The sequence below is a fragment of the Methylobacterium sp. E-025 genome (genome assembly GCF_022829705.1).
Classification (GTDB): domain Bacteria; phylum Pseudomonadota; class Alphaproteobacteria; order Rhizobiales; family Beijerinckiaceae; genus Methylobacterium.
Map to the genome: position 1 here is coordinate 13519 of NZ_JAKSYR010000019.1, position 22799 is coordinate 36317.

Annotated in this window: 24 protein-coding genes; 14 read left to right on the forward strand and 10 right to left on the reverse strand. The window is 71.4% G+C overall.

What is annotated here, in order from left to right; all coding sequences use genetic code 11:
* Positions 1 to 76 precede the first annotated feature (76 nt).
* Both MKK64_RS00830 and rnhA read left to right on the forward strand, forming a co-directional pair.
* Positions 77 to 1042, forward strand: a complete 966-nt coding sequence (locus tag MKK64_RS00830) for a homoserine kinase (protein ID WP_147728443.1) — start codon at positions 77 to 79, stop codon at positions 1040 to 1042.
* Positions 1039 to 1509 (forward strand): ribonuclease HI, encoded by a 471-nt coding sequence (gene rnhA / locus MKK64_RS00835; protein ID WP_147728442.1) that lies wholly within the window; start codon positions 1039 to 1041, stop codon positions 1507 to 1509. Before MKK64_RS00830 ends, rnhA begins: the two co-directional genes overlap by 4 nt.
* A 21-nt stretch (positions 1510 to 1530) precedes the next feature.
* Here rnhA and MKK64_RS00840 read toward each other — a convergent pair whose 3' ends face one another.
* The gene (locus MKK64_RS00840) at positions 1531 to 2172 is read right to left on the reverse strand and encodes a DedA family protein (protein ID WP_147728441.1); all 642 of its coding nucleotides are present in this window, start codon (positions 2170 to 2172) and stop codon (positions 1531 to 1533) included.
* A gap of 108 nt (positions 2173 to 2280) precedes the next feature.
* Positions 2281 to 2763, reverse strand: coding sequence for a peroxiredoxin (locus MKK64_RS00845; protein ID WP_147728447.1), 483 nt, complete (start codon positions 2761 to 2763; stop codon positions 2281 to 2283).
* A 476-nt stretch (positions 2764 to 3239) separates the two neighbouring features.
* Here MKK64_RS00845 and MKK64_RS00850 point away from each other — a divergent pair, with 476 nt between their 5' ends.
* Both MKK64_RS00850 and MKK64_RS00855 read left to right on the forward strand, forming a co-directional pair.
* The gene (locus MKK64_RS00850) at positions 3240 to 3512 is read left to right on the forward strand and encodes a hypothetical protein (protein WP_243931829.1); all 273 of its coding nucleotides are present in this window, start codon (positions 3240 to 3242) and stop codon (positions 3510 to 3512) included.
* A gap of 64 nt (positions 3513 to 3576) precedes the next feature.
* Positions 3577 to 4194: a YqgE/AlgH family protein gene (locus MKK64_RS00855; RefSeq protein WP_243931831.1), complete on the forward strand. Its 618-nt coding sequence runs from the start codon at positions 3577 to 3579 to the stop codon at positions 4192 to 4194.
* 79 nt (positions 4195 to 4273) lie between these two features.
* Here MKK64_RS00855 and MKK64_RS00860 read toward each other — a convergent pair whose 3' ends face one another.
* The 4 genes from MKK64_RS00860 to MKK64_RS00875 all read right to left on the reverse strand — a co-directional run bounded on the left by MKK64_RS00860 (position 4274) and on the right by MKK64_RS00875 (position 7707).
* On the reverse strand, positions 4274 to 4906 hold the full coding sequence (locus MKK64_RS00860; RefSeq protein ID WP_147729037.1) for a TadE/TadG family type IV pilus assembly protein: 633 nt from the start codon (positions 4904 to 4906) through the stop codon (positions 4274 to 4276).
* Between the two features lie 16 nt (positions 4907 to 4922).
* Positions 4923 to 5546, reverse strand: a complete 624-nt coding sequence (locus tag MKK64_RS00865; protein WP_147843510.1) for a TadE/TadG family type IV pilus assembly protein — start codon at positions 5544 to 5546, stop codon at positions 4923 to 4925.
* Positions 5547 to 5602: 56 nt separating this feature from the next.
* Positions 5603 to 6694: a pilus assembly protein TadG-related protein gene (locus MKK64_RS00870; protein WP_243931833.1), complete on the reverse strand. Its 1092-nt coding sequence runs from the start codon at positions 6692 to 6694 to the stop codon at positions 5603 to 5605.
* A gap of 308 nt (positions 6695 to 7002) precedes the next feature.
* A complete protein-coding gene (locus MKK64_RS00875; RefSeq protein WP_243931835.1) occupies positions 7003 to 7707 on the reverse strand; it encodes a GntR family transcriptional regulator in 705 nt (234 codons plus the stop codon).
* 140 nt (positions 7708 to 7847) lie between these two features.
* On the opposite strand from MKK64_RS00875, the gene MKK64_RS00880 reads away from it, so the two are divergent.
* The 4 genes from MKK64_RS00880 to MKK64_RS00895 all read left to right on the forward strand — a co-directional run bounded on the left by MKK64_RS00880 (position 7848) and on the right by MKK64_RS00895 (position 12587).
* Positions 7848 to 9161 (forward strand): MFS transporter, encoded by a 1314-nt coding sequence (locus MKK64_RS00880; RefSeq protein ID WP_409567814.1) that lies wholly within the window; start codon positions 7848 to 7850, stop codon positions 9159 to 9161.
* A gap of 42 nt (positions 9162 to 9203) precedes the next feature.
* Positions 9204 to 10280 carry a tartrate dehydrogenase gene (locus MKK64_RS00885; RefSeq protein WP_147727964.1) on the forward strand — a complete coding sequence of 359 codons (1077 nt, stop codon included), beginning with the start codon at positions 9204 to 9206 and terminating at the stop codon, positions 10278 to 10280.
* 209 nt (positions 10281 to 10489) lie between these two features.
* The gene (locus tag MKK64_RS00890) at positions 10490 to 11767 is read left to right on the forward strand and encodes a polyhydroxyalkanoate depolymerase (RefSeq protein ID WP_243931852.1); all 1278 of its coding nucleotides are present in this window, start codon (positions 10490 to 10492) and stop codon (positions 11765 to 11767) included.
* A gap of 85 nt (positions 11768 to 11852) precedes the next feature.
* Positions 11853 to 12587: a M48 family metallopeptidase gene (locus MKK64_RS00895; protein WP_243931838.1), complete on the forward strand. Its 735-nt coding sequence runs from the start codon at positions 11853 to 11855 to the stop codon at positions 12585 to 12587.
* Between the two features lie 207 nt (positions 12588 to 12794).
* On the opposite strand, the gene MKK64_RS00900 is transcribed toward MKK64_RS00895, so the two are convergent.
* Positions 12795 to 13169 (reverse strand): hypothetical protein, encoded by a 375-nt coding sequence (locus tag MKK64_RS00900; protein ID WP_147727962.1) that lies wholly within the window; start codon positions 13167 to 13169, stop codon positions 12795 to 12797.
* 261 nt (positions 13170 to 13430) lie between these two features.
* Between MKK64_RS00900 and MKK64_RS00905 the strand changes: the two genes are divergently transcribed.
* From MKK64_RS00905 to MKK64_RS00920, 4 genes are all read left to right on the forward strand, one after another.
* On the forward strand, positions 13431 to 13982 hold the full coding sequence (locus MKK64_RS00905) for an invasion associated locus B family protein (protein ID WP_243931840.1): 552 nt from the start codon (positions 13431 to 13433) through the stop codon (positions 13980 to 13982).
* Between the two features lie 17 nt (positions 13983 to 13999).
* Positions 14000 to 14653, forward strand: a complete 654-nt coding sequence (locus tag MKK64_RS00910; RefSeq protein WP_147859469.1) for a hypothetical protein — start codon at positions 14000 to 14002, stop codon at positions 14651 to 14653.
* A gap of 190 nt (positions 14654 to 14843) precedes the next feature.
* Complete coding sequence (locus MKK64_RS00915) at positions 14844 to 16673, forward strand: glycosyltransferase family 2 protein (RefSeq protein ID WP_243931854.1); 1830 nt, start codon at positions 14844 to 14846, stop codon at positions 16671 to 16673.
* A 2-nt stretch (positions 16674 to 16675) separates the two neighbouring features.
* A complete protein-coding gene (locus MKK64_RS00920; protein WP_243931842.1) occupies positions 16676 to 18424 on the forward strand; it encodes a glycosyltransferase family 2 protein in 1749 nt (582 codons plus the stop codon).
* On the opposite strand, the gene purC is transcribed toward MKK64_RS00920, so the two are convergent.
* Positions 18372 to 19166 (reverse strand): phosphoribosylaminoimidazolesuccinocarboxamide synthase, encoded by a 795-nt coding sequence (gene purC, locus MKK64_RS00925; RefSeq protein ID WP_147728905.1) that lies wholly within the window; start codon positions 19164 to 19166, stop codon positions 18372 to 18374. The genes MKK64_RS00920 and purC overlap by 53 nt on opposite strands.
* A 330-nt stretch (positions 19167 to 19496) precedes the next feature.
* Positions 19497 to 20225 (reverse strand): endonuclease III, encoded by a 729-nt coding sequence (nth, locus tag MKK64_RS00930; protein ID WP_243931844.1) that lies wholly within the window; start codon positions 20223 to 20225, stop codon positions 19497 to 19499.
* A gap of 20 nt (positions 20226 to 20245) precedes the next feature.
* Between nth and MKK64_RS00935 the strand changes: the two genes are divergently transcribed.
* Both MKK64_RS00935 and MKK64_RS00940 read left to right on the forward strand, forming a co-directional pair.
* Positions 20246 to 20767, forward strand: coding sequence for a DUF2244 domain-containing protein (locus MKK64_RS00935; protein ID WP_147728907.1), 522 nt, complete (start codon positions 20246 to 20248; stop codon positions 20765 to 20767).
* Positions 20768 to 20842: 75 nt separating this feature from the next.
* Positions 20843 to 22333 (forward strand): amidase, encoded by a 1491-nt coding sequence (locus MKK64_RS00940; protein ID WP_243931846.1) that lies wholly within the window; start codon positions 20843 to 20845, stop codon positions 22331 to 22333.
* 10 nt (positions 22334 to 22343) lie between these two features.
* Here the strand turns inward: MKK64_RS00940 and MKK64_RS00945 are convergent, their stop codons facing one another.
* Positions 22344 to 22586, reverse strand: coding sequence for a hypothetical protein (locus MKK64_RS00945; RefSeq protein WP_147729926.1), 243 nt, complete (start codon positions 22584 to 22586; stop codon positions 22344 to 22346).
* Between the last annotated feature and the right edge of the window lie 213 nt (positions 22587 to 22799).

Sequence of the window (22799 nt, forward strand, 5' to 3'; positions counted from 1 at the left end):
CCGTCTCGCCGGCTCGGGCCGGCGGGGAACATCGTCGCGTGCCGATTGATCTGAAGATCCGTAGAAAAGAAGCGCCGTGGCCGTCTACACCGAGGTATCCGACGCGGCGCTGACCGACTTCCTCGCCGATTACGAGATCGGCGGGCTGCTCTCCTACAAGGGCATCGCGGAAGGGGTCGAGAACACCAACTTCTTCCTGCACACCACCGGCGGCGCCTACATCCTCACCCTGTACGAGAAGCGGGTGCGGGCCGGCGACCTGCCGTTCTTCATCGGCCTGATGGAGCACCTGGCGAGCCGCGGGCTGGCCTGCCCGCAGCCGATCCGCAACCGCGACGGCACGGCGCTCGGCACCCTGTGCGACCGCCCGGCGGCGATCGTCAGCTTCCTCGACGGGGTCTCGGTGAAGGCGCCGACCGCGCATCACTGTGCCGAGCTCGGACGCGCCCTGGCCCGGCTCCATGCGGCGGGCGCCGATTTCGGCATGCGCCGCGACAACAGCCTCTCGGTCGGCGCCTGGCGGGGGCTGTTCGACCAGGCCGAGCGCCAGGCCGACGGCGTCGCGCCCGGGCTCGCCGCGCGCACCCGCGACGACCTCGCCCTGCTCGAGGCGCGCTGGCCGGCGAACCTGCCCGGCGGGGTGATCCACGCGGATCTCTTCACCGACAACGTGTTCTTCATCGGCGACGGGTTGTCGGGGCTGATCGACTTCTACTTCGCCTGCACCGACGCCTTCGCCTACGACCTCGCGATCTGCCTCAACGCGTGGTGCTTCTCTCCTGAGGGCACCTACCACCGCGACATGGGCGCGGCGCTGATCGCCGGCTACGAGGCGGTGCGCCCGCTGGAGGCCGCCGAGATCGAGGCCCTGCCGATCCTGTGCCGCGGCGCGGCGCTGCGGTTCATGCTGACGCGGCTGGTCGACTGGCTGAACGTGCCGCCCGGCGCCCTGGTGCAGCCGAAGGACCCGCGCGAGTACGACCGCCGCCTGAGCTTCCACCGGCAGGCCGCGGACGCCTCGGCCTACGGATGGTCGCGATGAGCGAGGCGGCGACCGACGCGGCCCCCACCCGGGTCAAGATCTACACAGACGGGGCCTGCTCGGGGAATCCCGGCCCCGGCGGCTGGGGCGCGATCCTGATCTACGGCGACACGCGCCGCGAGATCTCGGGGGGCGAGGCGCACACCACCAACAACCGCATGGAGCTGCTCGCCGCGATCGAGGCGCTGGAGACGCTCAAGCGCCCCTGCCGCGTCGACGTGTTCACCGACTCGCAGTACCTGCGCCAGGGCGTCACCAGCTGGATCCACGGCTGGAAGGCGCGGGGCTGGCGCACCGCCGACAAGAAGCCGGTGAAGAACGAGGACCTGTGGCGCCGCATCGACGCGGCGCGCACCCGCCACACGGTCGAGTGGCACTGGGTCAAGGGCCACGCCAGCGACCCGCTGAACAACCGCGTCGACGCGCTGGCGGTGGCCGCGATGGCGCCGTTCAAGACGCGCCGCTGAGGGGGGGAGGACCCGCGCCGCTCAGGCGAGCGGGCCGGGGATCGCGCGCTCGGCTTCGGCGAGCAGCCGCGTCTCGTGGCGGCGCACGAACAGCCACAGGGCCAGGCCGCCGAAGATCACCAGGGCCAGCAGCGCCAGCCCGACGGGGCCGGCGATCTGCTCGATCGAGCGGCCGCAATAGTAGGAGCCCAGCCCCATGCTGGTCGCCCAGGCGAGGCCGCCGAGCCCGTTGAACAGCATGAAGCGGCGGGCATCGAGCCGGTTCACCCCGGCGAGCAGCGCCGCGTAGGCGCGCAGCATCGCGGTGAAGCGGCCGAAGAACACGATCTTCCCGCCGTGCTCGCGGAACAGGTACTGCCCGAGCTTGAGCCGGCCGTGGTCGAGGGCGATCATGCGGCCGTAGCGCAGCAGCAGCGGCATGCCCCAGCGCCGGCCGACCCAGTAGCCGAGGTTGTCGCCGATGATCGCGGCGGCGGCCGCGGCGGCGATGATCAGCGCGATGTTGAGGTTGCCGGTGCTGCCGGCATAGACGGCCGAGGAGATCAGCACGGTCTCGCCCGGCATCGGCACGCCGGCGCTCTCCAGGGTGATGATGACGAAGATCGCGACGTAGCCGTAGGAGGCGATCAGGTCGGCGATCGGCAGTTCGTGCAGGAAGGACATGCGGCCCCTGGGGTTGATCGGGCCGCAATTCGCAACGGGAAGGTGGCCATTCGAGGGCGCATGTCCGGCCTCGGCCGGCGCGCCCTCCCAAGGGCGTCCCCGCCGGGATCAGATCACCTTGAGCAGCGCCTCGGCGCTCGAGGTCTCGGCCTTCGAGGGCGATTCCTCGACGTTGAGGACGCGCACCACGCCGTCCTCGACCAGCATCGCGTAGCGCTTGGAGCGGATGCCGAGGCCGAAGCCGCTGCCGTCCATCTCCAGGCCGAGGCCCTTGGCGAAGTCGCCGTTGCCGTCGGCGAGGAACTCGAGCCCTTCCGCGCCGCTGGCCTTCGACCACGCGTCGAGCACGAACACGTCGTTGACCGAGGTGACCGCGATGGCGTCGACGCCGCGCGCGAGGATCGCGTCCTTGTTGTTGACGAAGCCCGGCAGGTGGTTGCGGTGGCAGCTCGGGGTGAAGGCGCCCGGCACGCCGATCAGCACGACGCGGCGGCCCTTGAACACGTCGTCCGTGGTCTTGGCGAGGGGGCCCTCGGGGCCGGTGATGCGGAAGGTGGCCTGGGGCAGGTGATCGCCGACCTGAATCGTCATGTTGGACCGTTCCTCGCGCATCGCGGCATCGCGCCGCTTCGGATCGGCGGTGACGTAGCGCGGCCCGCGGGGGCTGTCGAGCGAGGCGGCGCGCGCAAGGGTGATCGCAGGGATGGCGCCGCGGGATCGGGATGCGGTCGCCGGTTCGGGCCGCGCGCCTCGGCGCACCGCCTTCGCCCGCGCGCGCTCCAGGCGCGCCAGCTCCCGGCCGGGCCGGAACAGGAGGATGCGGACGAGGGTCCGCATTTCCGGCGTCCCCGCCGCCTCGACCGCCGCCTGCGCCGCGATGCAGGCATCGACCGTCGTCGCGACATCGCGATGCGAATTCATCCGTCCTCGATGCGGGTTTGACGCGCGGCCCGGAACCATCGAACTGTCGTGCCATCATCCGATAGTTTTTGTCGGACGTAGATCGGTTACGCTGACCGCAAGGCCGACTGTAAAACTGATTTCTGATCATTCAATCGGTGATGCGCATGGGTTCCGAATCCGTCGCAGGTTCCGGCCGAGCGGCTGCCAGGCTGGCGGAGATCGCCCGGTCCCTCGCGATCCCGATCTCCGCCTTCGACGACCCGCGCGCCTGCCCGCTCGGCGACACGGCGGAGCTGCTTCGCCTGTGGCAGAGGATCGACGACCCCCAGCTGCGTGCGCGCGTGCTCGCTCATGTGCTCGCTTCGGCGCCGGCGACCGCCGAAGGGCGGGGAGCGCGGCCGGACCGGGCGACGCCGGAGCGCGACCCGCCCGCGTGACCGGCGACACCCGCACGGCGTTTTGTCCGCTGGACATCGGGGGGGCGGAGCGTAGCATGCGCGGATGCCCAGGCCTTCGATACCGATGCCCGATTCCGGCGATCCCGCCTACCTCGACGGCCAGTTCCTCGTGGCGATGCCGGGGATGACGGATGCGCGCTTCGCCCGCTCCGTCATCTACGTCTGCGCGCACTCCGCCGACGGCGCGATGGGCATCATCGTCAACAAGCCGGTGACCGACCTGTCGATGCCCGACCTCCTGGTGCAGCTCGACGTGGCGGGCGAGGCCGACGCGATCCGCCTGCGCGAGCGGGTCGGCCACATGCCGGTGCTGATGGGCGGCCCGGTCGAGGGCAAGCGCGGCTTCGTGCTCCACACCGACGACTTCCACATCGACCAGTCGACGCTGATCATCGACGACGGCATCTGCCTCACCGCCACCGTCGAGATCCTGCGCGCGATCGCGGCGGGGGACGGGCCGGCCAGCGCCGTGCTGGCGCTCGGCTATGCCGGCTGGCAGGCGGGCCAGCTCGAGAGCGAGATCATGGCCAACGGCTGGCTCAACTGCCAGGCCGACCCGGACCTGATCTTCCACGCCGACCTCGCCGGAAAGTACGACCGGGCGCTGCGCGGCAACGGCATCGACCCGGCGATGCTCTCGGTCAGCATGGGTCGGGCCTGACCGCGCGGTCCCGCCCGCGCGAAGGGCCGGCTGTCGCGCGCCTTGCAGATCGGCGAGGCGCGCTCAGGTGCAAGCCTCGTCAGGTGCAGGCTTTGCCGCCGGGCATGACGACCTCGTTGTAGGTCGACTTGGCGGGCTGGCCGCCGCGGACCGGCCAGGGCACGTTGGCCTTGAACGTGAACTGGTTGTTGGCCCCGCCGACGAAGCGGATCAGGTTGCTGCCGAGCAGCGGCGCGTAGGGAACGCTCACCTCGGCCAGCACGTAGCGCATGCCGCCGATCTGGAAGCCGTCGGGAACGGTGAGGTCGGCCGCCGTCCCGAGCCCGCGGGCCGTGCCGTTGCTCGTGGCGTAGCTGGAGCAGACCTTGGGACGCTGGCCGCCGCCGTCGGCGTACACGCCGAGCGCGCTGACCACGATGCTGGCCGAGCCGCTGGCATAGGGCGTGAGGACGAGCTTGGCCGAGGCCAGGATGTCGGTCATCGTGGCGGTCGCCATCGGTGTCGCGGCGTCGCCCTGCGCGGTGAGATCCGCGACCGTCCGCGCCAGGAGCGTGACCTTCCGGTAATGGTCGATCGCACGCGCGAATTCCGAGATGCCGAGCGAGATCGTCAGCAGGATCGGAAGGACGAGCGCGAACTCGATCGCCGAGACGCCGCGGGCATCGGATCCGAAGGCGGAGGACGATGCCGGCCGATCGGCCGTCCGCAGCATCGCCCGGTTCCTCGGCCTAGCAGCTCTTGCTGGAAGACGTGTCATAGGGTTCGGTTCGAAACACCGCCGTGGATTGAAGCAGGCGCGAGCCGTCGCCGAAGCTCGGCAGGCTCGCGTAGAGGAAGCCGAACGCGACGCGTTGCTTGACGGCCGCGGTGACGACGACGATCGATCCGGGCTGCGCGCACGCATAGTTCGAGCCGAAGCCCTTGGACCAGTCGCGCGTCTTTGTGTCCAACGGGGTCGGGATCGTGCTGCCGGCGAACGAGCTGCCCAAGGCCACGTCGAGCTTCAGGGTGTCGCAATCGAACACGGTGACGACGCGCGATGCGGTGGTGCCGCAGATCGCGGTCTTCATGGCGGCGAGTAGGGTGCCGGCGTCGCTCTGGCCCGCGTTCGAGGTCTGGAATTCTCCCGTGTAGATCGTCCGCCCGGCGCGTTGCAGCGCATCGTCGAGATCGCGCGAGGCCCAGATCAGCAGGGCCGTTTGCAGGACCATGGCCAGCAGGGCGATGAACGGCATCGCGACCAGCGCGAACTCGACGGCGCTGGCTCCGTCGCGCGCCGCCGGGAAGCGACGCAGGGCCGGGCCGGCCTTCCGCTGCCGATGACGAGGATGGCGGATCGCATCGACGACCATTCCCGGGCTCAGGGGAGGGGGTTCACGGGTCGGGCGGGCGTTCATGAACACAACGCCTATTCCACGATCCGGAGCTTCTTGTCGGAGACTTTCGTCGTGGTCGGGCAGGAGACGACGATGCGGATGTCGTCGTAGTCGCGATCGCTTCCCGCGCTCGGCGGGCGATCCTCCCACCCGTAATACATGTACTTCCCTTCGCTGCAGCTCGCGGTGGAGGTCGCCGGCGTATGGGTGGTGTTGTTGTTCGGCAGGATGCCGCCGTTGGACTTGTTCCGGCATTGGCTCAGGTTGTCGCAGACGATCGTCTCGAGGATCGGGTTCGAGACCATGTTGACCGTGGTCATGCTGCCGTTGGAATTGACGCGATAGCCCTTCATGCCCATCGTCTGAACGCGCAGTCCGGTGTCGATCATCGTATCGGTGTAGTATTGATACACCTCTTGATTGGGGTCGTCCCAGGCGGACTTGTTGCTGCGCCCGTTCCGGACGTTCCGCAGCATGTAGGACGGCGCCTCGTTGGCGCCGCAGGTCGGGGCCTTGTACTTGGAATAGTCCGACGGCGGCGTCGCGTTGTCGGCGATCGGCACCGGGATCGTGCGGCCCTTGTCGGCGGAGGCCTGCCGGGCCGGGTCAGACGAATAGCAGTAGATGTAGATCCGATTGTAGTCGGCGGCATCGGGAGACAGCTGGCTCACCGTCGGCGGAGCCGTCTCGTAGACGGGGGCGACGCGGTTGACCGTGGTCGCGGTCGCGACGGTGATCTGGCGCGGCATGCCGGGCAGCAGGTGCAGCAGGCTCGTCCGAAGCGTCGTCGAGATGGTCACGCGATAGTTCGCGCCGTCGATCCAGGTGCCGTTGATCTGATAGCCGTTCGCCGCATTGGCCGTGCCGAGGCGGGACGTGAGCTGGGCGTTGGCGAGGCGGAAACCCTCGGCCGCCGCCGCGACCGTATCGGCGTTGGCGACGAGGAGCGCGGTCGCGTCCGCGACGCTGGCCGCGACGGCGCGGATGCGGACGGCATTGCCGTAGTCGATCGCGAGCCCGCCGGCGCCGAGCAGCAACGGCAGGCTCAGGGCGAAGATCACGACGACGTTGCCGCTCTGGTTTCGAGCCAGCGCTGGTTTCGCGCGCGACACGGCCCGACGCATCCGACATCTCCACACGCAACCCAGGCCCGAGATAACCGAGCCTGCAATCCACGGTGCATGTATAGAACCGCAATATTTAACGTGAAGTTGTTCCGCGCGAACGACCGTCCATGAGGCGTCATTGCTCGGTTTGATTTTCCGAAGACCGTAAAAAAGCGCTTAACGCACAGCAACGCGTCCCGATCTCATCGTCTCCGCGCCGAAACGAGGGGCCGGTGGTGGCGCGAAGGACGGCGTGAGACCGGGCGTCCACCGCCGCCTCCGTCCCCGGCGGGACCGAACGGCGCCGGGACACGGCCGCATTCGGGTCAGAGGTGCTTCAGCCCGAAGCTCTCGAGCAGCGGAAGCAGCTCGTCGCGGGCGCGCAGGCGGTGGCTCTGCGCGCGCTCCTGGGCCGCGGCGGCGTCGCCGAGGCGGATCGCCGCGACGATCCGCTCGTGCTCGGCGACCGAGGCCCCGAGCTCCCGGCGCAGCTTGAGCGTCAGCATGCGGGCGCGGTGCGACTGGTCGTTGATCGTCTGGTTGATCCGGATCATGCGGCCGTTGCCGGCGCGCTCGACCAGGGTGCGGTGGAAATCCTCGTCGGCATGGCCCCAGGCCGCGTGGTCGCCCGCCGCCCGGGCCTCGGCCATCGCGGTGGTGGCGGCGGCGAGCCGCGCCGCCGCCGCTTCGCGCTCCGCTTCCGGCAGGCCCGCGATCAGCGCCGCCGCCCGCCCCTCGACCGCGATCACCACGTCGTAGATCTCGCGCATGTCGGCCGGCGCCAGCGCGCAGATGACGATGCCCTTGCGCGACAGGATCCGGACGAGGCCGTCCTCCTGCAGGCGGATGGCGGCCTCGTGGACCGGCGTCCGGCTCATGCCGAGGCGCAGCGCGATCTCCTGCTCGGAGGCCTGGTACCCGGGCGGAAACCGCGATTCGCGGATCTCCTCCTTCATCGCCGCATAGGCGTCGTCGACGAGGGAGGGGCGGCTCTCGCCCCCTTCGGCCTTCTCCGCACGCACCCGAACCATCACGACCTCCCACCGCGGCGCAGGCCTATCAGCTTCCATGGAGGCTGCAATGCAGGCTTGACGCGGCCGCCTGCAATATCTTACCACATGCCATCTTGCATGGAAGTTGGCACTGAAGACCGACTCGATCGCCGGAGCCCATCCGAGGAGGACACGATGGACCGCTCGCTCGAGCAGGCGACCATGCGCGGGTCGCGTGGCGCCTGGTGCCGTTTATCTGCCTGCTGTACTTCGTCGCCTTCATCGACCGGGTGAACATCGGCTTCGCCGCCCTGACGATGAACAAGGACCTCGGCTTCACCTCGGCGGTGTTCGGCTTCGGCGCCGGGGTGTTCTTCTTCGGGTACTTCCTGTTCGAGGTGCCCTCGAACTACATCCTCGACAAAGTCGGCGCGCGCCTGTGGATCGCCCGGGTGATGATCACCTGGGGGATGCTGTCGGGCGCCTTCGCCTTCATCCAAGGCGAGACCAGCTTCTACGTGCTGCGCTTCCTGCTCGGCGCGGCGGAAGCCGGATTCTTTCCCGGCATCATCCTCTACCTGACCTACTGGTTCCCGGCCCGCTACCGCGCGGCGGTGGTCTCGCTGTTCATGGCGGCGGCGCCGATCTCGGTGCTGCTCGGCTCGCCGCTCTCCAGTGCGCTCCTGGAGATGGAGGGCCTCCTCGGCCTGCACGGCTGGCAGTGGATGTTCATCGTCGAGGCGGTGCCGGCCGTGATCCTCGGGGTCGTCGTGCTGTTCTACCTCACCGACCGGCCCGAGAAGGCGACGTGGCTCGCCGACGACCAGCGCGCCTGGCTCGTCGCGGAGATGGACGCCGAGCGCGCCGGCAAGCGGGTGCACGCCAAGCACGGCCTCATGGCCGGGATCACCGACATCCGCGTGCTGGCGCTCGCGCTGATCTACTTCGGCACCTCCGCCGGCCTCTACACGCTCGGCATCTGGGCGCCGCAGATCATCAGGAGCTTCGGCCTGTCGACGCTGGCGGTCGGCTTCCTCAATGCCGTGCCGCCGACGATCGCGGTGGTCGCGATGATCCTGTGGGCGCGCCATTCCGACCGGACCGGCGAGCGCACCTGGCACGTGGTCGTCGCCTGCCTCGTCGCGGCGGCCGGCCTGATGCTGGCCGGCGGCGCCGCCTCGACGCTGGCGGTCGTCGCGGCCCTGAGCCTCGTCAACGTCGGCATCAGCTCGGCCAAGCCCCCGCTTTGGGCGATGCCGACGATGTTCCTGTCCGGCTCGGCCGCGGCGGTGGGCATCGCCACGATCAACGCGATCGGCAACCTCGGCGGCTTCGTCGGCCCCTGGGCGATCGGCTGGATCAAGGACCGCACCGGCAGCTTCACCGGCGGCCTGGTCTTCGTGGCGGCGCTCCTCGTCCTCTCGGCCGTCCTCACGCTCGTCGTCGCCCGTTCCGGGCGGCGGGCCGAGCCGGCCGGCGCCACCGCGCGCTAGAACCCCGCTCGATCCGCGCACCGCATCCCACGGAGACCCGTCATGACCACCTACAGAATCGCCGCCATTCCCGCCGACGGCATCGGCATCGAAGTCATCGCCGCCGGCATCGAGGTGCTCGACGCGCTCGCCGAGAAGGCCGGCAGCTTCGATTTCCGGTTCGACCACTTCGACTGGGGCTCGGACTACTACAAGCGCCACGGCGTGATGATGCCCGCCGACGGGCGCGACCAGATCCGCCACCACGACGCGATCTTCTTCGGCGCCGTCGGCGCGCCCGACGTGCCCGACCACATCACGCTTTGGGGCCTCAGGCTCGCGATCTGCCAGCCCTTCGACCAGTACGCCAACGTCCGCCCGACCCGGATCCTGCCCGGCATCACCTCGCCGCTGCGCCACGTGTCGGGGCCGGAGCTCGACTGGGTGATCGTGCGCGAGAACTCGGAAGGCGAGTATGCGGGCGTCGGCGGGCGCGTGCACCAGGGCCATCCGAACGAGGTCGCCACCGACGTCTCGATGATGACCCGCTCAGGGGTCGACCGGATCATCCGCTACGCCTTCAAGCTCGCGCAGTCGCGCCCGCGCAAGCTCCTGACCGTGGTGACGAAGTCGAACGCCCAGCGCCACGCCATGGTGATGTGGGACGAGATCGCGGCGGAGGTCGCCCGGGACTTTCCCGACGTGACCTGGGACAAGATGCTGGTCGACGCCATGACCATGCGCATGACGATGAAGCCGCAGACCCTCGACACCATCGTCGCGACCAACCTCCACGCCGACATCCTCTCGGACCTCGCCGCGGCGCTCGCCGGCTCGCTCGGCATCGCGCCGACCGCCAACATCAACCCGGAGCGCACCTACCCGTCGATGTTCGAGCCGATCCACGGCTCGGCCTTCGACATCACGGGCAAGGGCATCGCCAACCCGATCGCCACCTTCTGGACCGCGTGCCAGATGCTGGAGCATCTCGGCGAGGCGCCGGCGGCCGACCGGCTGATGCGCGCGGTCGAGCGCGTCACCGCCGACCCGAGCCTGCACACGCCGGACCTCGGCGGCACCGCCACCACGCGCCAGGTCACCGACGCGGTCATCGCCGCGATCCGCGGCGACAACGCGTAGGTCGTTCGGGGGGCCGGGAAGCACCGCCCCGCCCCTCTCCCGTCCGGGAGAGGGGACCCGCGCCTCGACCACGCCGTGTCGCGTAACGAGCCGAGGACCATCGCATCACGTCCGCGCGACGGGCCTTCACCGGAACCATCGCCCGGGTAAGGTGGTTGCCTGCAACGCCCGACGGCCGCGTCCGGGCGAAGGAGCGTTCGATGGCCCGGATGGATCTCGCCTACACCGCCTTCGAGGGCATGCGGTTCCTGATGGCGCCGGCGCGCATGGCCGCCGACATGGCGCGGTTCGGCCTGCAGAACCCGGCCAACCCGCTCGCCTACTCGCCCTACGCCCGCTCGATGGCGGCCGGCTGCGAGATGTTCGAGCGGGCCACCCGCCGCTACGGCAAGCCGGCCTTCGGGCTGTCCGAGACCGTCGTCGACGGCGTCGCCGTGCCGGTGACCGAGCGGATCGTGTGGGAGCGGCCGTTCTGCCGGGTGATCGCGTTCGAGCGCGCCTTCGCGACCCCGCCGGCCAGCCCGCAACCGAAGCTCCTCGTGGTCGCGCCGATGTCGGGCCACTACGCGACGCTGCTGCGCGGCACCGTCGAGGCGATGCTGCCGAACCACGACGTCTTCGTCACCGACTGGTCGGATGCGCGCATGGTGCCGCTGCTCGCCGGCCGGTTCGATCTCGACAGCTACATCGACTATTGCAAGGCGATCTTCGCCGCGCTCGGGCCGGACCTGCACGTGATGGCCGTGTGCCAGCCGGCGGTGCCGGTGCTGGCGGCGATCGCGGTGATGGAGGCCGCGGGCGATCCCGGCGTGCCGGTCTCGATGACCCTGATGGGCGGGCCGATCGACACCCGCCGCTCGCCCACCGCCGTGAACTGCATGGCGCAGGAGCGCGGGCAGGCCTGGTTCGAGACCAACACGATCTCCTACGTGCCGCCGATCCATCCGGGCGCGTGGCGGGCGGTCTATCCGGGCTTCCTGCAGCTCTCGGGATTCATGGCAATGAATCTCGACCGGCACGTGACGGCCCATTCCGACATGTTCGACCATCTCGTGAAGGGCGACGGCGATTCGGCGGAGAAGCACCGCGAGTTCTACGACGAGTACCTGGCGGTGATGGACCTGACGGCCGAGTTCTACCTCCAGACCGTCGAGACGGTGTTCGTGAACCACGACCTGCCCAAGGGCACGATGCGCCACCGCGGCGTGCCGGTCGACCTGACGGCGATCCGCCGCTGCGCGATCCTCGCGGTCGAGGGCGAGAACGACGACATCTCCGGCGTCGGCCAGACGCTCGCCGCCCTCGACCTGACGCCGAACCTGCCCCAGGAGCGCAAGGCTTACTACCTGCAGCCGGGCGTCGGGCATTACGGCGTGTTCAACGGCTCGCGCTACCGCACGATCATCGCCCCGCGGATCGCCACCTTCGTGCGCGCGATGCAGGGGCTTCCGGCCGACGCCGCGGCGCCGATTCAGCTCGCGAGCTGAGCGGCGCTTCCGACGGGGCGAAAACGCGCCGGAATCTGGCGTCGCCGCCCTGGAGGGGCGGCGGCCACGCAGCTAGACTGGCACCATGCCCTTCGCGCTGCTGCGACGCCCCGATCCCGACCATCTCGATATCGTGCACGACGGCGAGACCTACCGCGTCGCGGTGCGTCGGCGCCCGACCGCGCGGCGCCTGACGCTGCGGGTCTCGGCCGCCACCGGCGAGGTGGTGATTACCCTGCCGGCCCGCAGCGCGATCAGCACCGCCCAGCGCTTCGCCGTGAGCCACGGCGGCTGGATCGCCGCGCGCCTCGCCCGCGTGCCCGAGCGGGTGCCGTTCGCGGAGGGCGCGATGGTGCCCCTGCGCGGCGTGCCGCACCGGATCGTGCGGCGGGGCTCGCGCAGCGGCATCACCCGGATCGAGGCCGACGCGGCCGAGCCGGTGCTGTCGGCCTCCTGCGGGCCCGAGCACGTCGCCCGCCGGGTGCAGGCCTTCCTCGACGGGGAGGTGCGCCGCGACCTCGCGCGTGCGGTGGCGCACTACACGGCCAAGCTCGGCCAGGGTCCGGTGCGGATCACGGTGCGCGACACGCGCAGCCGCTGGGGCTCGTGCACCGCCGGCGGCGCCTTGAACTTCTCCTGGCGCCTGATCCTCGCGCCGCCCGTCGTGCTCGACTACCTCGTCGCCCACGAGATGGCGCACCTGCGCGAGATGAACCATTCGGCCCGGTTCTGGACGCTGCTCGGCCAGCTCTGCCCCGAGGTCGACGCGGCCGAGGCCTGGCTCAAGCGCAACGGCACGGCGCTGCATCGCTACGGGTGAGGGGGCGGATCGCGGACCGAGGACGCGCCATTCCACCGGTCCCTCCCCGTCATCCCAGGGCCGCGCAGCGGAGTCCGGAATCCAGAGCCGCGACGGCGCATACGGGAACACGACCTGCGGTTCTGGATCCCGGGCTCGCCTCCGGCGCCCCGGAATGACGGGAAGGAGCGTGAAACCGCGTGGGCGAACGGTGCGGCTTCGCGAATCTCACCCCTTCGCGCGCAGCACCCGCTCGCGCGAGACCCGTTCCGCCGGCCAGGCCGGGCGGGGGTCGACCTCGCCGGGATCGAGGGTGCGCGGGGCGACGCTGTCGCAGAGCTCGCGCTGGCGCACGACGATCGGGTTGCCGAATTCGTCGCGGCGACGGATCAGCCCACCCTCGCGGCAGAAGCCGGCGATGGCGGCGTTGCCGTTGCGGCGGCCGTAGGGGTTCACCTCCACCGGCGGATGCTCGACCGTGAGCAGGCCGCTGCGGTTGAGCGAGCGCTCGACGTAGGTCGTCTCGCCGATCGGAAGCGGCTCGGCCGTCGCCGCGACGCCGGTGGCGCCGAGCAGCAGGACCGTCAGGGCGAGGACACGCATGGCGCCGGCTCTCGTGTGATGATGCATCGCTGCGATATCTAGGTCGCGGCGCGTCCCGGCGATAGCGCATTGTGGCAACATTCGGTCCGCACGGTGTCCGGCCGCCGCGTTTCGGGCCCGGGCGGGACGAGGCGGCGCTGAGGCCCGCGCGTTTGCCGCGGGCGCCGGCGCGGCTCGCTTGACAGCGCCGGGCCCCGCATGGTCGGAACACCCGGGTTTTCGGCAAGGCCTCCCGCCCGCAACGGGCTCGGGGGCGCGCTCGTGAAGGGATCGTCGGTGCGGCTGCACAGGAGTTTCGACCGTGTCAGGCGCCTGTCGTCGGCGCTGGCAACCGTGGCCCTCGCCGGCGGCCTGCTGGGCGGCCTCGGCGGCGCGGCGCAGGCGCAGGGCATGGTGCGCAAGACCTTCGAGGACTGGCAGCTGCGCTGCGAGACCCCGGCCGGCGCCAAGGCCGAGCAATGCGCCATGGTGCAGTACCTCGCCGCCGAGGACCGCCCGAACCTCACCCTGGTGGTCATCGTGCTGAAGACCGCCGACAACCGCGGCTACCTGCTGCGCGTGGTCGCGCCGCTCGGCGTGCTGCTGCCGTCGGGCCTTGGGCTGAAGATCGACCAGACCGACGTCGGCCGCGCCGGCTTCGTGCGCTGCCTCACCACCGGCTGCGTCGCCGAGGTGGTGATGGACGAGGGCCTCGTGCGCCAGTTCAAGGCCGGCACGCAGGCGACCTTCATCGTGTTCCAGACGCCGGAAGAGGGCGTCGGCATCCCGCTGTCGATGAAGGGCTTCGCGGCCGGGTTCGACAGCCTGAAGTGACCATCGGGAGGCGCGGCATGATCGGGGCTTTGGGGATCGGGCGAACGGCCCTCTGCGGGCTCGCCCTCGCGCTCGGCGCGGCGCCCGCGGGCGCTGAGGAGGGCAACATCTTCTCCAACCTGCTCAAGTACGGCGGCACCACCGTGCCGCCGTCGCAGCCCAAGGAGCTCGAGGCGCCCAACTGCCCGACCGTCGACGTGCCGGACGGCGGCGCCGCGCTCACCAACCCGGCCGGCGCCACCGGCGCCGGCATCCGCAGCCAGGTCTCCCTCGGGCGCATCGCCCGCGAGTGCACCCGGCGCGCGGACGGGTCGATCACGGTCAAGGTCGGCATCGAGGCCCGCGTCCTGCTCGGCCCCTCCGGCGCGCCCGGCCGGTTCGACGTGCCCTTCACCATCGCGATCAAGCACGACGACAAGACCGTCAGCACCCGCACCCGCCGCGTCGCGGTCTCGGTCGGGTCGGGCGAGGCCCAGGGATTCGCCACGGTGGTGGAGGACGACATCCCCGTGCCGGCCGCCGTGAGCGCCGACTACGAGATCGTCGTCGGCCTGGGCGGCGCCCCGAAGGCGGCGGCGGCGAAGCCGAAACCCCGCCGCCGCGCGCCGGTGGCCCAGGCCCCGTCCGAGGCGCCCTCCGAAGCCCCGGCCGAGGCGGGCGCCGCGCAGTGAAGCCCAAGCCGGGAGACGGCCCGTTCCGCGCCTGACCGCCCGGCTCGACCTCGGGCGCGCGACCGCGTTCCACTGCGTGCCGGCGGCCGACCCGGTCTTCGACCGCCGCCTCGTGCTGCCGGAGATCGCCCGCGGCGGCTGGGTCGTCCTGACCTATCGCGAGCCGCCGACCGCCCGGCCGCGCCGGCCGATGCTGCGCCTGATCCGCGCCGAGGGCGCGCAGGACGTGGTGCTGCCCGGCGTCGCGCAGCCCTGCGCCCACTGGCTCGGCCTGCTCCCGGACGACCTCCGCGAGATCCGCCTCGCCGCCGGACCCGGCTTCGTGCTGGAGCGCGTCGGCCGCCGCACCGAGGCGAGCCTGTTCCTGCAAGCGCTCGCGACCCGGCCGCTCCGCGCCGGCTCCGCCCTCTACGAACGCCTGCGCGGCGACGAGCGCCGCTATCGCGACACCCTCCGCGGGACCTGCGCGGTGACGCCGCGCGCGCGGTTCTCGGATTGGGCGGCGGACCGCGCCCTCCCTCTGCCCTCCTCCGAAGGCGGGGGAGGGCAGAGGGCGTTCGGCATGATCTGCGTGCTCGTCCTGGCCGACGCGGATGCCGAAAGCCTCGCCGTGACGCTCGCGAGCCTGCGCGCGCAGACCCATCCCGACTGGCGCGCGATCGTCCTGCACGCCACCTTGCAGGCCACGTCCGACGACCCTCGCATCGCGCACGAGGCCTGGCGCGACGATCGCGGCCTCGGGGATGTCCTCGGAATCGCGCCCCTCTGCCTGCTCCGCGCCGGCGACCGGCTGAGGCCCGACGCGCTCGCTCGGCTCGCCGCAGAGATCGGCACGGCCGACCTGATCTACGCCGACGAGCTGCGCGACGGCGCGCCCCGGCTGAAACCGGATTGGAGCCCGGATCTCGCCCGCACCACCGGCTACCAGGGCCGGCCGTGGCTCGCCGCGCCGGCCCTGCTCGCGCGCCTTCCCGAAGACCCGGCCGGGGCGATCGCGGCGTTTCCGCTCGTCCTCGACCTGTGGCTCGGCGCGCGCGCGACCCGTGTGGCGCACCTCCCGCGCATCCTCGCCGAGACCACCGGGGCCGCGCCGGATGCCGCGCCGCGCGCCGCCGCGCTCGCCCGGCATCGCACCGACGCCGCCGAGCCGGTGATCCGCGACGGCGTCGTCGACCTGCTCTGGCCGCTGCCCGAGCCGGCGCCGCGCGTCAGCATCGTGATCCCGTCGCGCGACCGGCTCGACTTGATCGAGCGGGTCTGCCGCGGCGTCCTGCACGAGACCGCCTACCCTGCCATCGAGTGCGTGATCGTCGACAACGGCTCGACCGATCCGGCGGTGCTCGCTCACTACGACGCGCTCCGGCGCGATCGGCGGGTGCGGATCGTCGCGTTCGATGCGCCCTTCAACTTCTCGGCGATGGTCAATGCCGGGGTGGCGGCCGCGACCGGCGCCGTCGTCGTGCTGCTCAACAACGACGTGGCGGTGCTGCACCCGGATTGGCTCGACGCGATGGTCCGGCAGGCGCTGCGGCCGGAGGTCGGCGCGGTCGGCGCCAAGCTGCTCTACGCGAACGGCACGTTGCAGCATGCCGGCGTCGTCGTCGGGCTCGGCGGGCGGGCCGGGCACATCCTGCGCAAGCGCCCCGCGGGCAGCCCCGGCCGTCTCGGGCAGATGCGGGTCGCGCATGAGGTCTCGGCCGTCACCGCCGCGTGCCTCGCTGTTTCACGGGAAAACTATCGGGCGGTCGGCGGCTTCGACGCGGAGGCGTTCCCGGTCGATTTCAACGACGTGGATTTCTGCCTCCGCCTCGGGGCGGCCGGTTGCAAGACGGTGTGGACGCCGGCCGCCACCCTGGCTCACCTCGAATCGGTGAGCCGCGGCCCGTCGGTGGGCGCCAAGCGCATCCGGTTCGAGGCGGAGGCCGCCCGCTTCACCGAGCGCTGGCGCAACGTGATCCGGCACGATCCGTTCTATCATCCCGCCCTGTCGCTCACGACCTTCGGCGAGGACCTGGAATAGCCATGGCTGGCTCGGGCACGCGCGCCGTCGCCGCCACCCTGGCGCGTCATCCGCGGCGGACCTTCGCGATCCTCTGGGCCCGCCTCACCGGCCGGCGCCTGCGCGCGCGCCAGCAATGCGCGGCCCTCGTCGGCATCGATCACCGCCTGGCGCTGCCGCCCGGAATCCTGGACCGGTTTCCGACCGAGCCCGTCCCGTCGGACGATCCCGACCTCCGCCTGCTCACGGCACCGGGTCACGCGCTCGTCGCGGGTGCCCGCCGAGCCTTCACCGCCGCCTTCGCCGCCGATCCGAGCCTGCACGCGCTCTACGGCGACGCGCTGGTCCAGGCTTCGCCCGGCGGCCCGGTGTTCCCGCTGCTGCGCCCGGCCTTCGATCCCGACTACCTGATGGCCGTCGATTGGCTCGGCCCGGTGCTCGCAGTGCGCCGGACGAGCCTTTGCGCGATCGCCGGCGGGGACGCGGAGATCTCGGCCCTCGACGCCGCCTTGCGCATCGTCGAGCGCTTCGGCCCGGACGCGATCGGGCACCTGCCGGGGATCGTGTCGGTTCGGATCGGGCCGGACCTCGCTTCCGACCGCGCGTCTTCCCTCCCCCCTCTGCGGGGGAGGGGACCCTCCGAAGGCGGGCGGGAGAGGGGAGCGACCGATCCGGCTACGGCGCTCCCCGCTCCCGACCCTCGCGCGCGCGAGGCCCACCCTCTCCCGCTTCAGGGCGAGGGAAGGCGGGGGCCGCGAGACGCCCATCTCGAAACCCGGCTCGCCAGCCTACGCGGCCACCTCGACCGCACCGGTCGGGCCGCGACCCGGCTCGCGCGCGAACCCGACGGCGTCGTCTCGGCCCTGCATCCGCTGCCCGATCCGCTTCCCCTGGTCAGCGTCATCGTCCCGACCCGCGACCGGGTCGATCTGCTGCGCGCGTGCCTCGACGGCCTGCGCACCCGCACCGACTGGCCGAGCCTTGAGATCCTGATCGCCGACAACGACAGCCGCGCGCCCGAGACCCTGGCCTACTTCCGCGCCCTCGAAGGCGAGGGGGTGCGCGTCGTCGCCTGCCCGGGGCCGTTCGACTTCGCCGGCATGAACAACGCCGCCGCCGCGCTGGCGCGAGGCGCGCTGCTCGCCTTCGTCAACAACGACGTCGAGGCCTTCAGGCCGGACTGGCTCGGGCGGATGGTGCGCGAGGCGCTGCGGCCCGAGATCGGCGCGGTCGGCGCCAAGCTGCTCGACGGGGAGGGCCGGATCCAGCACGGCGGCATCGTGCTCGGCACCGGAGGCCTCGCCACCCATGCGCATCGGCACTTCCCCGGGGACGCCCCCGGCGACGGCATGCGCCTGCGGGCGACGCATGCGGTCTCGGCCGTCACCGCCGCCTGCCTCGTGGTCGAGGCGGCCAAGTTCCGCGCGGTCGGCGGCTTCGACGCCGCGCATTTCGCGGTCGACTTCAACGACGTCGACCTGTGCCTGCGCCTGAACGCGGCCGGCCACCGCACGCTGATGGTGCCAAGCGCGGTGCTGCATCACCGCGAGGGCGCGAGCCGAAAGCGCTCGCCGGAGGCCGAAAGCCGCCACGCCCGCGAGGTCGCGGCATTCAAAATGCGATGGGGGCCGCTGCTGGTGCAGGACCCCCATTATCATCCGGGCTTCGATCCCGATCTCTCGACCCACGCCCGGCTGCGCGCGGGCGCCGTCGACGGCCCTACTGGACCAGGCGCGGTCCGCCGGTCTGGACCTTCTCGTTCTCCGACATGATCCCGAGCCGCTTGGCGACCTCGGTGTAGGCCTCGATCAGGCCGCCGAGATCCTTGCGGAAGCGGTCCTTGTCGAGCTTGTCGGCGGACTTGATGTCCCACAGCCGGCATGAATCCGGGGAGATCTCGTCGGCGACGACGATGCGCATCATGTCGCCCTCCCACAGGCGGCCGGTCTCGATCTTGAAGTCCACCAGGCGGATGCCGACGCCGAGGAACAGGCCCGACAGGAAGTCGTTGACGCGGATCGCCAGCGCCATGATGTCGTCGATCTCCTGGGGCGTCGCCCAGCCGAACGCGGTGATGTGCTCCTCCGACACCATCGGATCGTTGAGCGCGTCGTTCTTGTAGTAGAACTCGATGATCGAGCGCGGCAGCTGGGTGCCCTCCTCGAGCCCGAGCCGCGTCGCCAGCGAGCCGGCGGCGACGTTGCGCACCACCACCTCGAGCGGGATGATCTCGACTTCGCGGATCAGCTGCTCGCGCATGTTGAGCCGGCGAATGAAATGGGTCGGCACGCCGATGTCGTTGAGGTGCTGGAAGACGAACTCCGAGATCCGGTTGTTCAGCACGCCCTTGCCGTCGATGATCTCGTGCTTCTTCGCGTTGAAGGCGGTCGCGTCGTCCTTGAAGTGCTGGATGAGCGTTCCCGGCTCCGGACCCTCGTAGAGGACCTTCGCCTTGCCCTCGTAGATGCGACGGCGGCGGTTCATAGGCGTGTACCGTGGTTTGAGGAAGTCCATCGGGCCGTGGCTCCTTGGCGACGAGACGTGCGCGGATTCCGCGGCGTTCAGACCTCGGGAGAGGTCGGGCCGCGGGCACATGTCATGACTGGGAACCCCGGCGACCGTGCCGCAAACTACCCGAAGCGCGCTGGCAGCACAACGCGTTAGCCGGGTGGGGGATACGCGCGGCGCGCCTTCCTCGGCCTTGATCGACGCCGGCCGTTCGTCCGTCGCGCGCACGCTTCCCGCCCCCGCCCCGTCATCCCGGGCTCGCCTTCGGCGCCCCGGGATGGCGGGCGGGATGACGGGATGCCTTCCCCCTTGCAGGCCTCGCACCGGGGCGCCCCCTCACGCCGTCTTGTCCGGGTAGCGGCACAGGTCGGCGATCGGGCAGTTCGGGCAGTCGGGCTTGCGCGCCTTGCAGACGTAGCGGCCGAACAGGATCAGCCAGTGGTGGGCATTGAGGCGGAACGGCTCGGGCACCAGCGCCTCCAGCCCGGCCTGGACCTTGTCGGTGGTGGCGGCGACCACCAGCGGGATGCGGTTGGCGACGCGGAAGATGTGGGTGTCGACCGCGATGCGGGCCTCGCCGAAGGCGACGTTGAGCACCACGCTCGCGGTCTTGGCGCCGACGCCGGGCAGCACCTGCAGCTCCGCCTGGCTGCGCGGAACCACCCCGCCGTGCTGCTCGACCAGGATGCGCGAGAGCGCGATCACGTTCTTCGCCTTGGTGTTGAACAGCCCGATCGTGCGGATGAAGTCGCGCACCCGGTCCTCGCCGAGCGCCAGCATCGCCTCCGGGGTGTCGGCGATCGCGAAGAGCGGCCCGGTCGCCCGGTTCACGCCGACGTCGGTCGCCTGGGCCGACAGCACCACCGCGACGAGCAGCGTGTAGGGGTTGAGGAACGTGAGCTCGGCCCGCGGCTCGGGATTGGCCGCCCGCAGGCGCGAGAAGATCGCGACGACGGCGTCGGGGCCGACCGGATCGGGCGCGCGGGTGGCGCGTGCGACGATCGGTCGGGCGAGCGTGCCCCCGATCGCGGCTTTCTTCACGGCGGGCGGCTTCCTGGCTGGCATCGTCGGGTTATATTGGCCCCATGGCGAGCGGCAACCTCCACGTCCACCCGGACGGCCTCGATCCCGATACCATCGACCGGCCGGTGTTCTCGGCCACCATCCGGCCGGCCCAGTCCCTGAGCCGCGCCGGCTTCAAGGTGGTGATGACGGGCTGCTGCCTGGTCTCGCTGGTGATCTCGGTGTGGTGCTGGCGCATGGGCTTCTGGCCGGTCGCCGGCTTCTTCGGCCTCGACATGCTGGCGATCTACGCCGCGCTCAAGGTCAGCTTCCGCCGCGGCCGCTCCTTCGAGGAGGTGATGATCTCCCAGCTCGAGATCCTGCTCACCCGCGTCAGCCACCGCGGCGAGCGCCACCAATGGCGCTTCAACCCGCTCTGGACCAAGCTCACCCAGGTCGAGGACGAGGAGTTCGGGTTGCAGCGCCTGACCCTGGTCTCGCGCCGGGAATACGTCGTCGTCGCCCGCGACGCCTCGCCCGACGAGCGCGCCCGCATCGCCCGCGGCCTCACCGGCGCGCTGGCGCAGGTGAAGAAGGGGTACTGACCGGGGCGCCGCGTGTCTCCCGGCCGCGCCGGCACGGAAGATGCCTCGTCCCCCATACCCCAGCGGATGACGCCCGTGCACGACACCTCCACCATCGATCGACGCGCCCTGCTCGGCGGGATCGCGACGGCTGCGGCCCTCGCGGCATCGCCCGCCCGGGCGGGCGGCACGAACGCGCTCACCGCCGCCTCCGCGAGCGCGCTGGCCGAGGCGATCCGCACCCGGCGCGTCACCGCTGCGGAGGTGGTCGAGGTGCATCTGGCCCGCATCGCCGCGGTCAACCCGCAGCTCAACGCCGTCGTGCAGCTCACCGCCGACTCCGCGCGGCGCGAGGCGGCGGCCGCCGACGCCGCCCTGGCGCGGGGCGAGGCGCCGAAACCGCTGCACGGCGTCCCGGTGACGATCAAGGACACGCTGGAGACCGCGGGCGTGGTCTGCACCGGCGGCACGCTGGGCCGGGCCGCCTACGTGCCGAAGGCCGACGCGACTGCGGTGGCCCGCCTTCGCGCGGCCGGCGCGATCGTGCTCGGCAAGACCAACGTGCCGGAGCTCGCCGGCGCGCTGGAGACCGACAACCTCGTCTACGGCCGCACCAACAACCCCTACGACCTCGCCCGCACGGCGGGCGGCAGCAGCGGCGGCGAGGCGGCGATCGTCGCGGCCGGCGGCTCGCCCCTCGGCCTCGGCACCGATGCCGGCGGCAGCATCCGCGTCCCGGCGCATTATTGCGGGCTGGCCGCGCTGAAGCCGACCTCGGGCCGCATCCCGCGCACCGGGCAGTTTCCCCGGCCGATGGGTGCCCGCAACAGCGTGTTCCACGTCAGCCTGATCGCCCGTCGCGTCGACGACCTCGCCCTCGCGCTGCCCATCGTCGCCGGGCCGGATTTTCGCGACTACACCATCGTCGACATGCCGTTGCGCGATCCGCACGCCGTCGGCCTGCGCGGGCTGAAGCTCGCCTTCTTCGACGACGACGGCGCCTCGGCCCCGACGCCGGAGATCGCGGCGGCCGTGCGCGCGGCGGCGAGGGCGTTCGCGGAGGCCGGCCTGACGGTCGAGGAGCGCCGCCTGCCGGAGGCCGAGACGGCGGCGGCGGTCTACTACGACATGACCCGCGGCGACGGGGGCGCCGGCACCCGGGCCTTCCTGCGCTCGATCGGGACCGAGCGGATCTCGCCGCTGTTCGAGCAGTCGCTCGGCACGCGCGCGGCGCCGGCCATGGCCGGCATCACCGAGGCGCTGGCGGCCTTCGCCCGCTGGGACGCGTTCCGCAACGCGCAGCTCGCCTTCCTGCAGGGCTACGACGCGGTGCTGTCGCCGGTGGCGCCCTACGTCGCGCCGGCGCACGGCACCAGCTTCGATCCGGCGCTGCAGCGCGGGGTCGGCTACGCCCAGAACCACAACCTCACCGGCTGGCCGGCGGTGGCGGTCCGCGTCGGCACCTCGCCCGAGGGGATGCCGATCGGGGTGCAGGTGGCGGCCCACCCGTGGCGCGAGGACGTGGCCCTCGCCCTCGGCCGTCATCTCGAGGCGAGCCTCGGAGGCTTCGCCCCGCCCGCGATCTGACCGGTCGTCCCTACGCGCCCGGCGCCCAGTCGATCGTCGGGCGCTGCGCCAGGATGCGGTCGAAGTAGTTGGCCACCGCCTGCGCCCCGTCCGCATGCATCATCGCCACCGGGTGGGCGAGGTAGGCGCGGGCCAGCTCCAGCGGCATCTCGCCGGCCTTCAGCGCGTTGAGCACCGCATCGATGAAGGCGTCGTTGGCCTCGTTGAAATCGCTCGACAGCTTCTTGCGGTCGTTCAGGGCCTGGATCGCCATCGCGCATGCTCCGTGCCGCCCCCGCGGCGACGCGGTTCTACGGATGGAGGGGCCGATCGTTCCCGGAGAGGGCGCACCCGTCTCAGGATCGTTGGAGGGCCGTCCGGGCGGCCTGTCGTGGTTCTGTCGTCGAAATCGGAGAAAGTTCCGTTTTGGCTGTTGACGGGCTGCTGGGTGGTCCGTATACCCCTGTTCATCGAGACGGGGCGGCGG

Coding starts and splice junctions, on each gene's coding strand:
- rnhA (WP_147728442.1), top strand. CDS start 1,039: ATGAGCGAGGCGGCGACCGACGCGGCCCCCACCCGGGTCAAGATCTAC.
- MKK64_RS00840 (WP_147728441.1), bottom strand. CDS start 2,172: ATGTCCTTCCTGCACGAACTGCCGATCGCCGACCTGATCGCCTCCTAC.
- MKK64_RS00845 (WP_147728447.1), bottom strand. CDS start 2,763: ATGACGATTCAGGTCGGCGATCACCTGCCCCAGGCCACCTTCCGCATC.
- MKK64_RS00850 (WP_243931829.1), top strand. CDS start 3,240: ATGGGTTCCGAATCCGTCGCAGGTTCCGGCCGAGCGGCTGCCAGGCTG.
- MKK64_RS00855 (WP_243931831.1), top strand. CDS start 3,577: ATGCCCAGGCCTTCGATACCGATGCCCGATTCCGGCGATCCCGCCTAC.
- MKK64_RS00860 (WP_147729037.1), bottom strand. CDS start 4,906: ATGCTGCGGACGGCCGATCGGCCGGCATCGTCCTCCGCCTTCGGATCC.
- MKK64_RS00865 (WP_147843510.1), bottom strand. CDS start 5,546: ATGGTCGTCGATGCGATCCGCCATCCTCGTCATCGGCAGCGGAAGGCC.
- MKK64_RS00870 (WP_243931833.1), bottom strand. CDS start 6,694: ATGCGTCGGGCCGTGTCGCGCGCGAAACCAGCGCTGGCTCGAAACCAG.
- MKK64_RS00875 (WP_243931835.1), bottom strand. CDS start 7,707: ATGGTTCGGGTGCGTGCGGAGAAGGCCGAAGGGGGCGAGAGCCGCCCC.
- MKK64_RS00885 (WP_147727964.1), top strand. CDS start 9,204: ATGACCACCTACAGAATCGCCGCCATTCCCGCCGACGGCATCGGCATC.
- MKK64_RS00890 (WP_243931852.1), top strand. CDS start 10,490: ATGGATCTCGCCTACACCGCCTTCGAGGGCATGCGGTTCCTGATGGCG.
- MKK64_RS00895 (WP_243931838.1), top strand. CDS start 11,853: ATGCCCTTCGCGCTGCTGCGACGCCCCGATCCCGACCATCTCGATATC.
- MKK64_RS00900 (WP_147727962.1), bottom strand. CDS start 13,169: ATGCGTGTCCTCGCCCTGACGGTCCTGCTGCTCGGCGCCACCGGCGTC.
- MKK64_RS00910 (WP_147859469.1), top strand. CDS start 14,000: ATGATCGGGGCTTTGGGGATCGGGCGAACGGCCCTCTGCGGGCTCGCC.
- MKK64_RS00915 (WP_243931854.1), top strand. CDS start 14,844: ATGCTGCGCCTGATCCGCGCCGAGGGCGCGCAGGACGTGGTGCTGCCC.
- MKK64_RS00920 (WP_243931842.1), top strand. CDS start 16,676: ATGGCTGGCTCGGGCACGCGCGCCGTCGCCGCCACCCTGGCGCGTCAT.
- purC (WP_147728905.1), bottom strand. CDS start 19,166: ATGGACTTCCTCAAACCACGGTACACGCCTATGAACCGCCGCCGTCGC.
- nth (WP_243931844.1), bottom strand. CDS start 20,225: ATGCCAGCCAGGAAGCCGCCCGCCGTGAAGAAAGCCGCGATCGGGGGC.
- MKK64_RS00935 (WP_147728907.1), top strand. CDS start 20,246: ATGGCGAGCGGCAACCTCCACGTCCACCCGGACGGCCTCGATCCCGAT.
- MKK64_RS00945 (WP_147729926.1), bottom strand. CDS start 22,586: ATGGCGATCCAGGCCCTGAACGACCGCAAGAAGCTGTCGAGCGATTTC.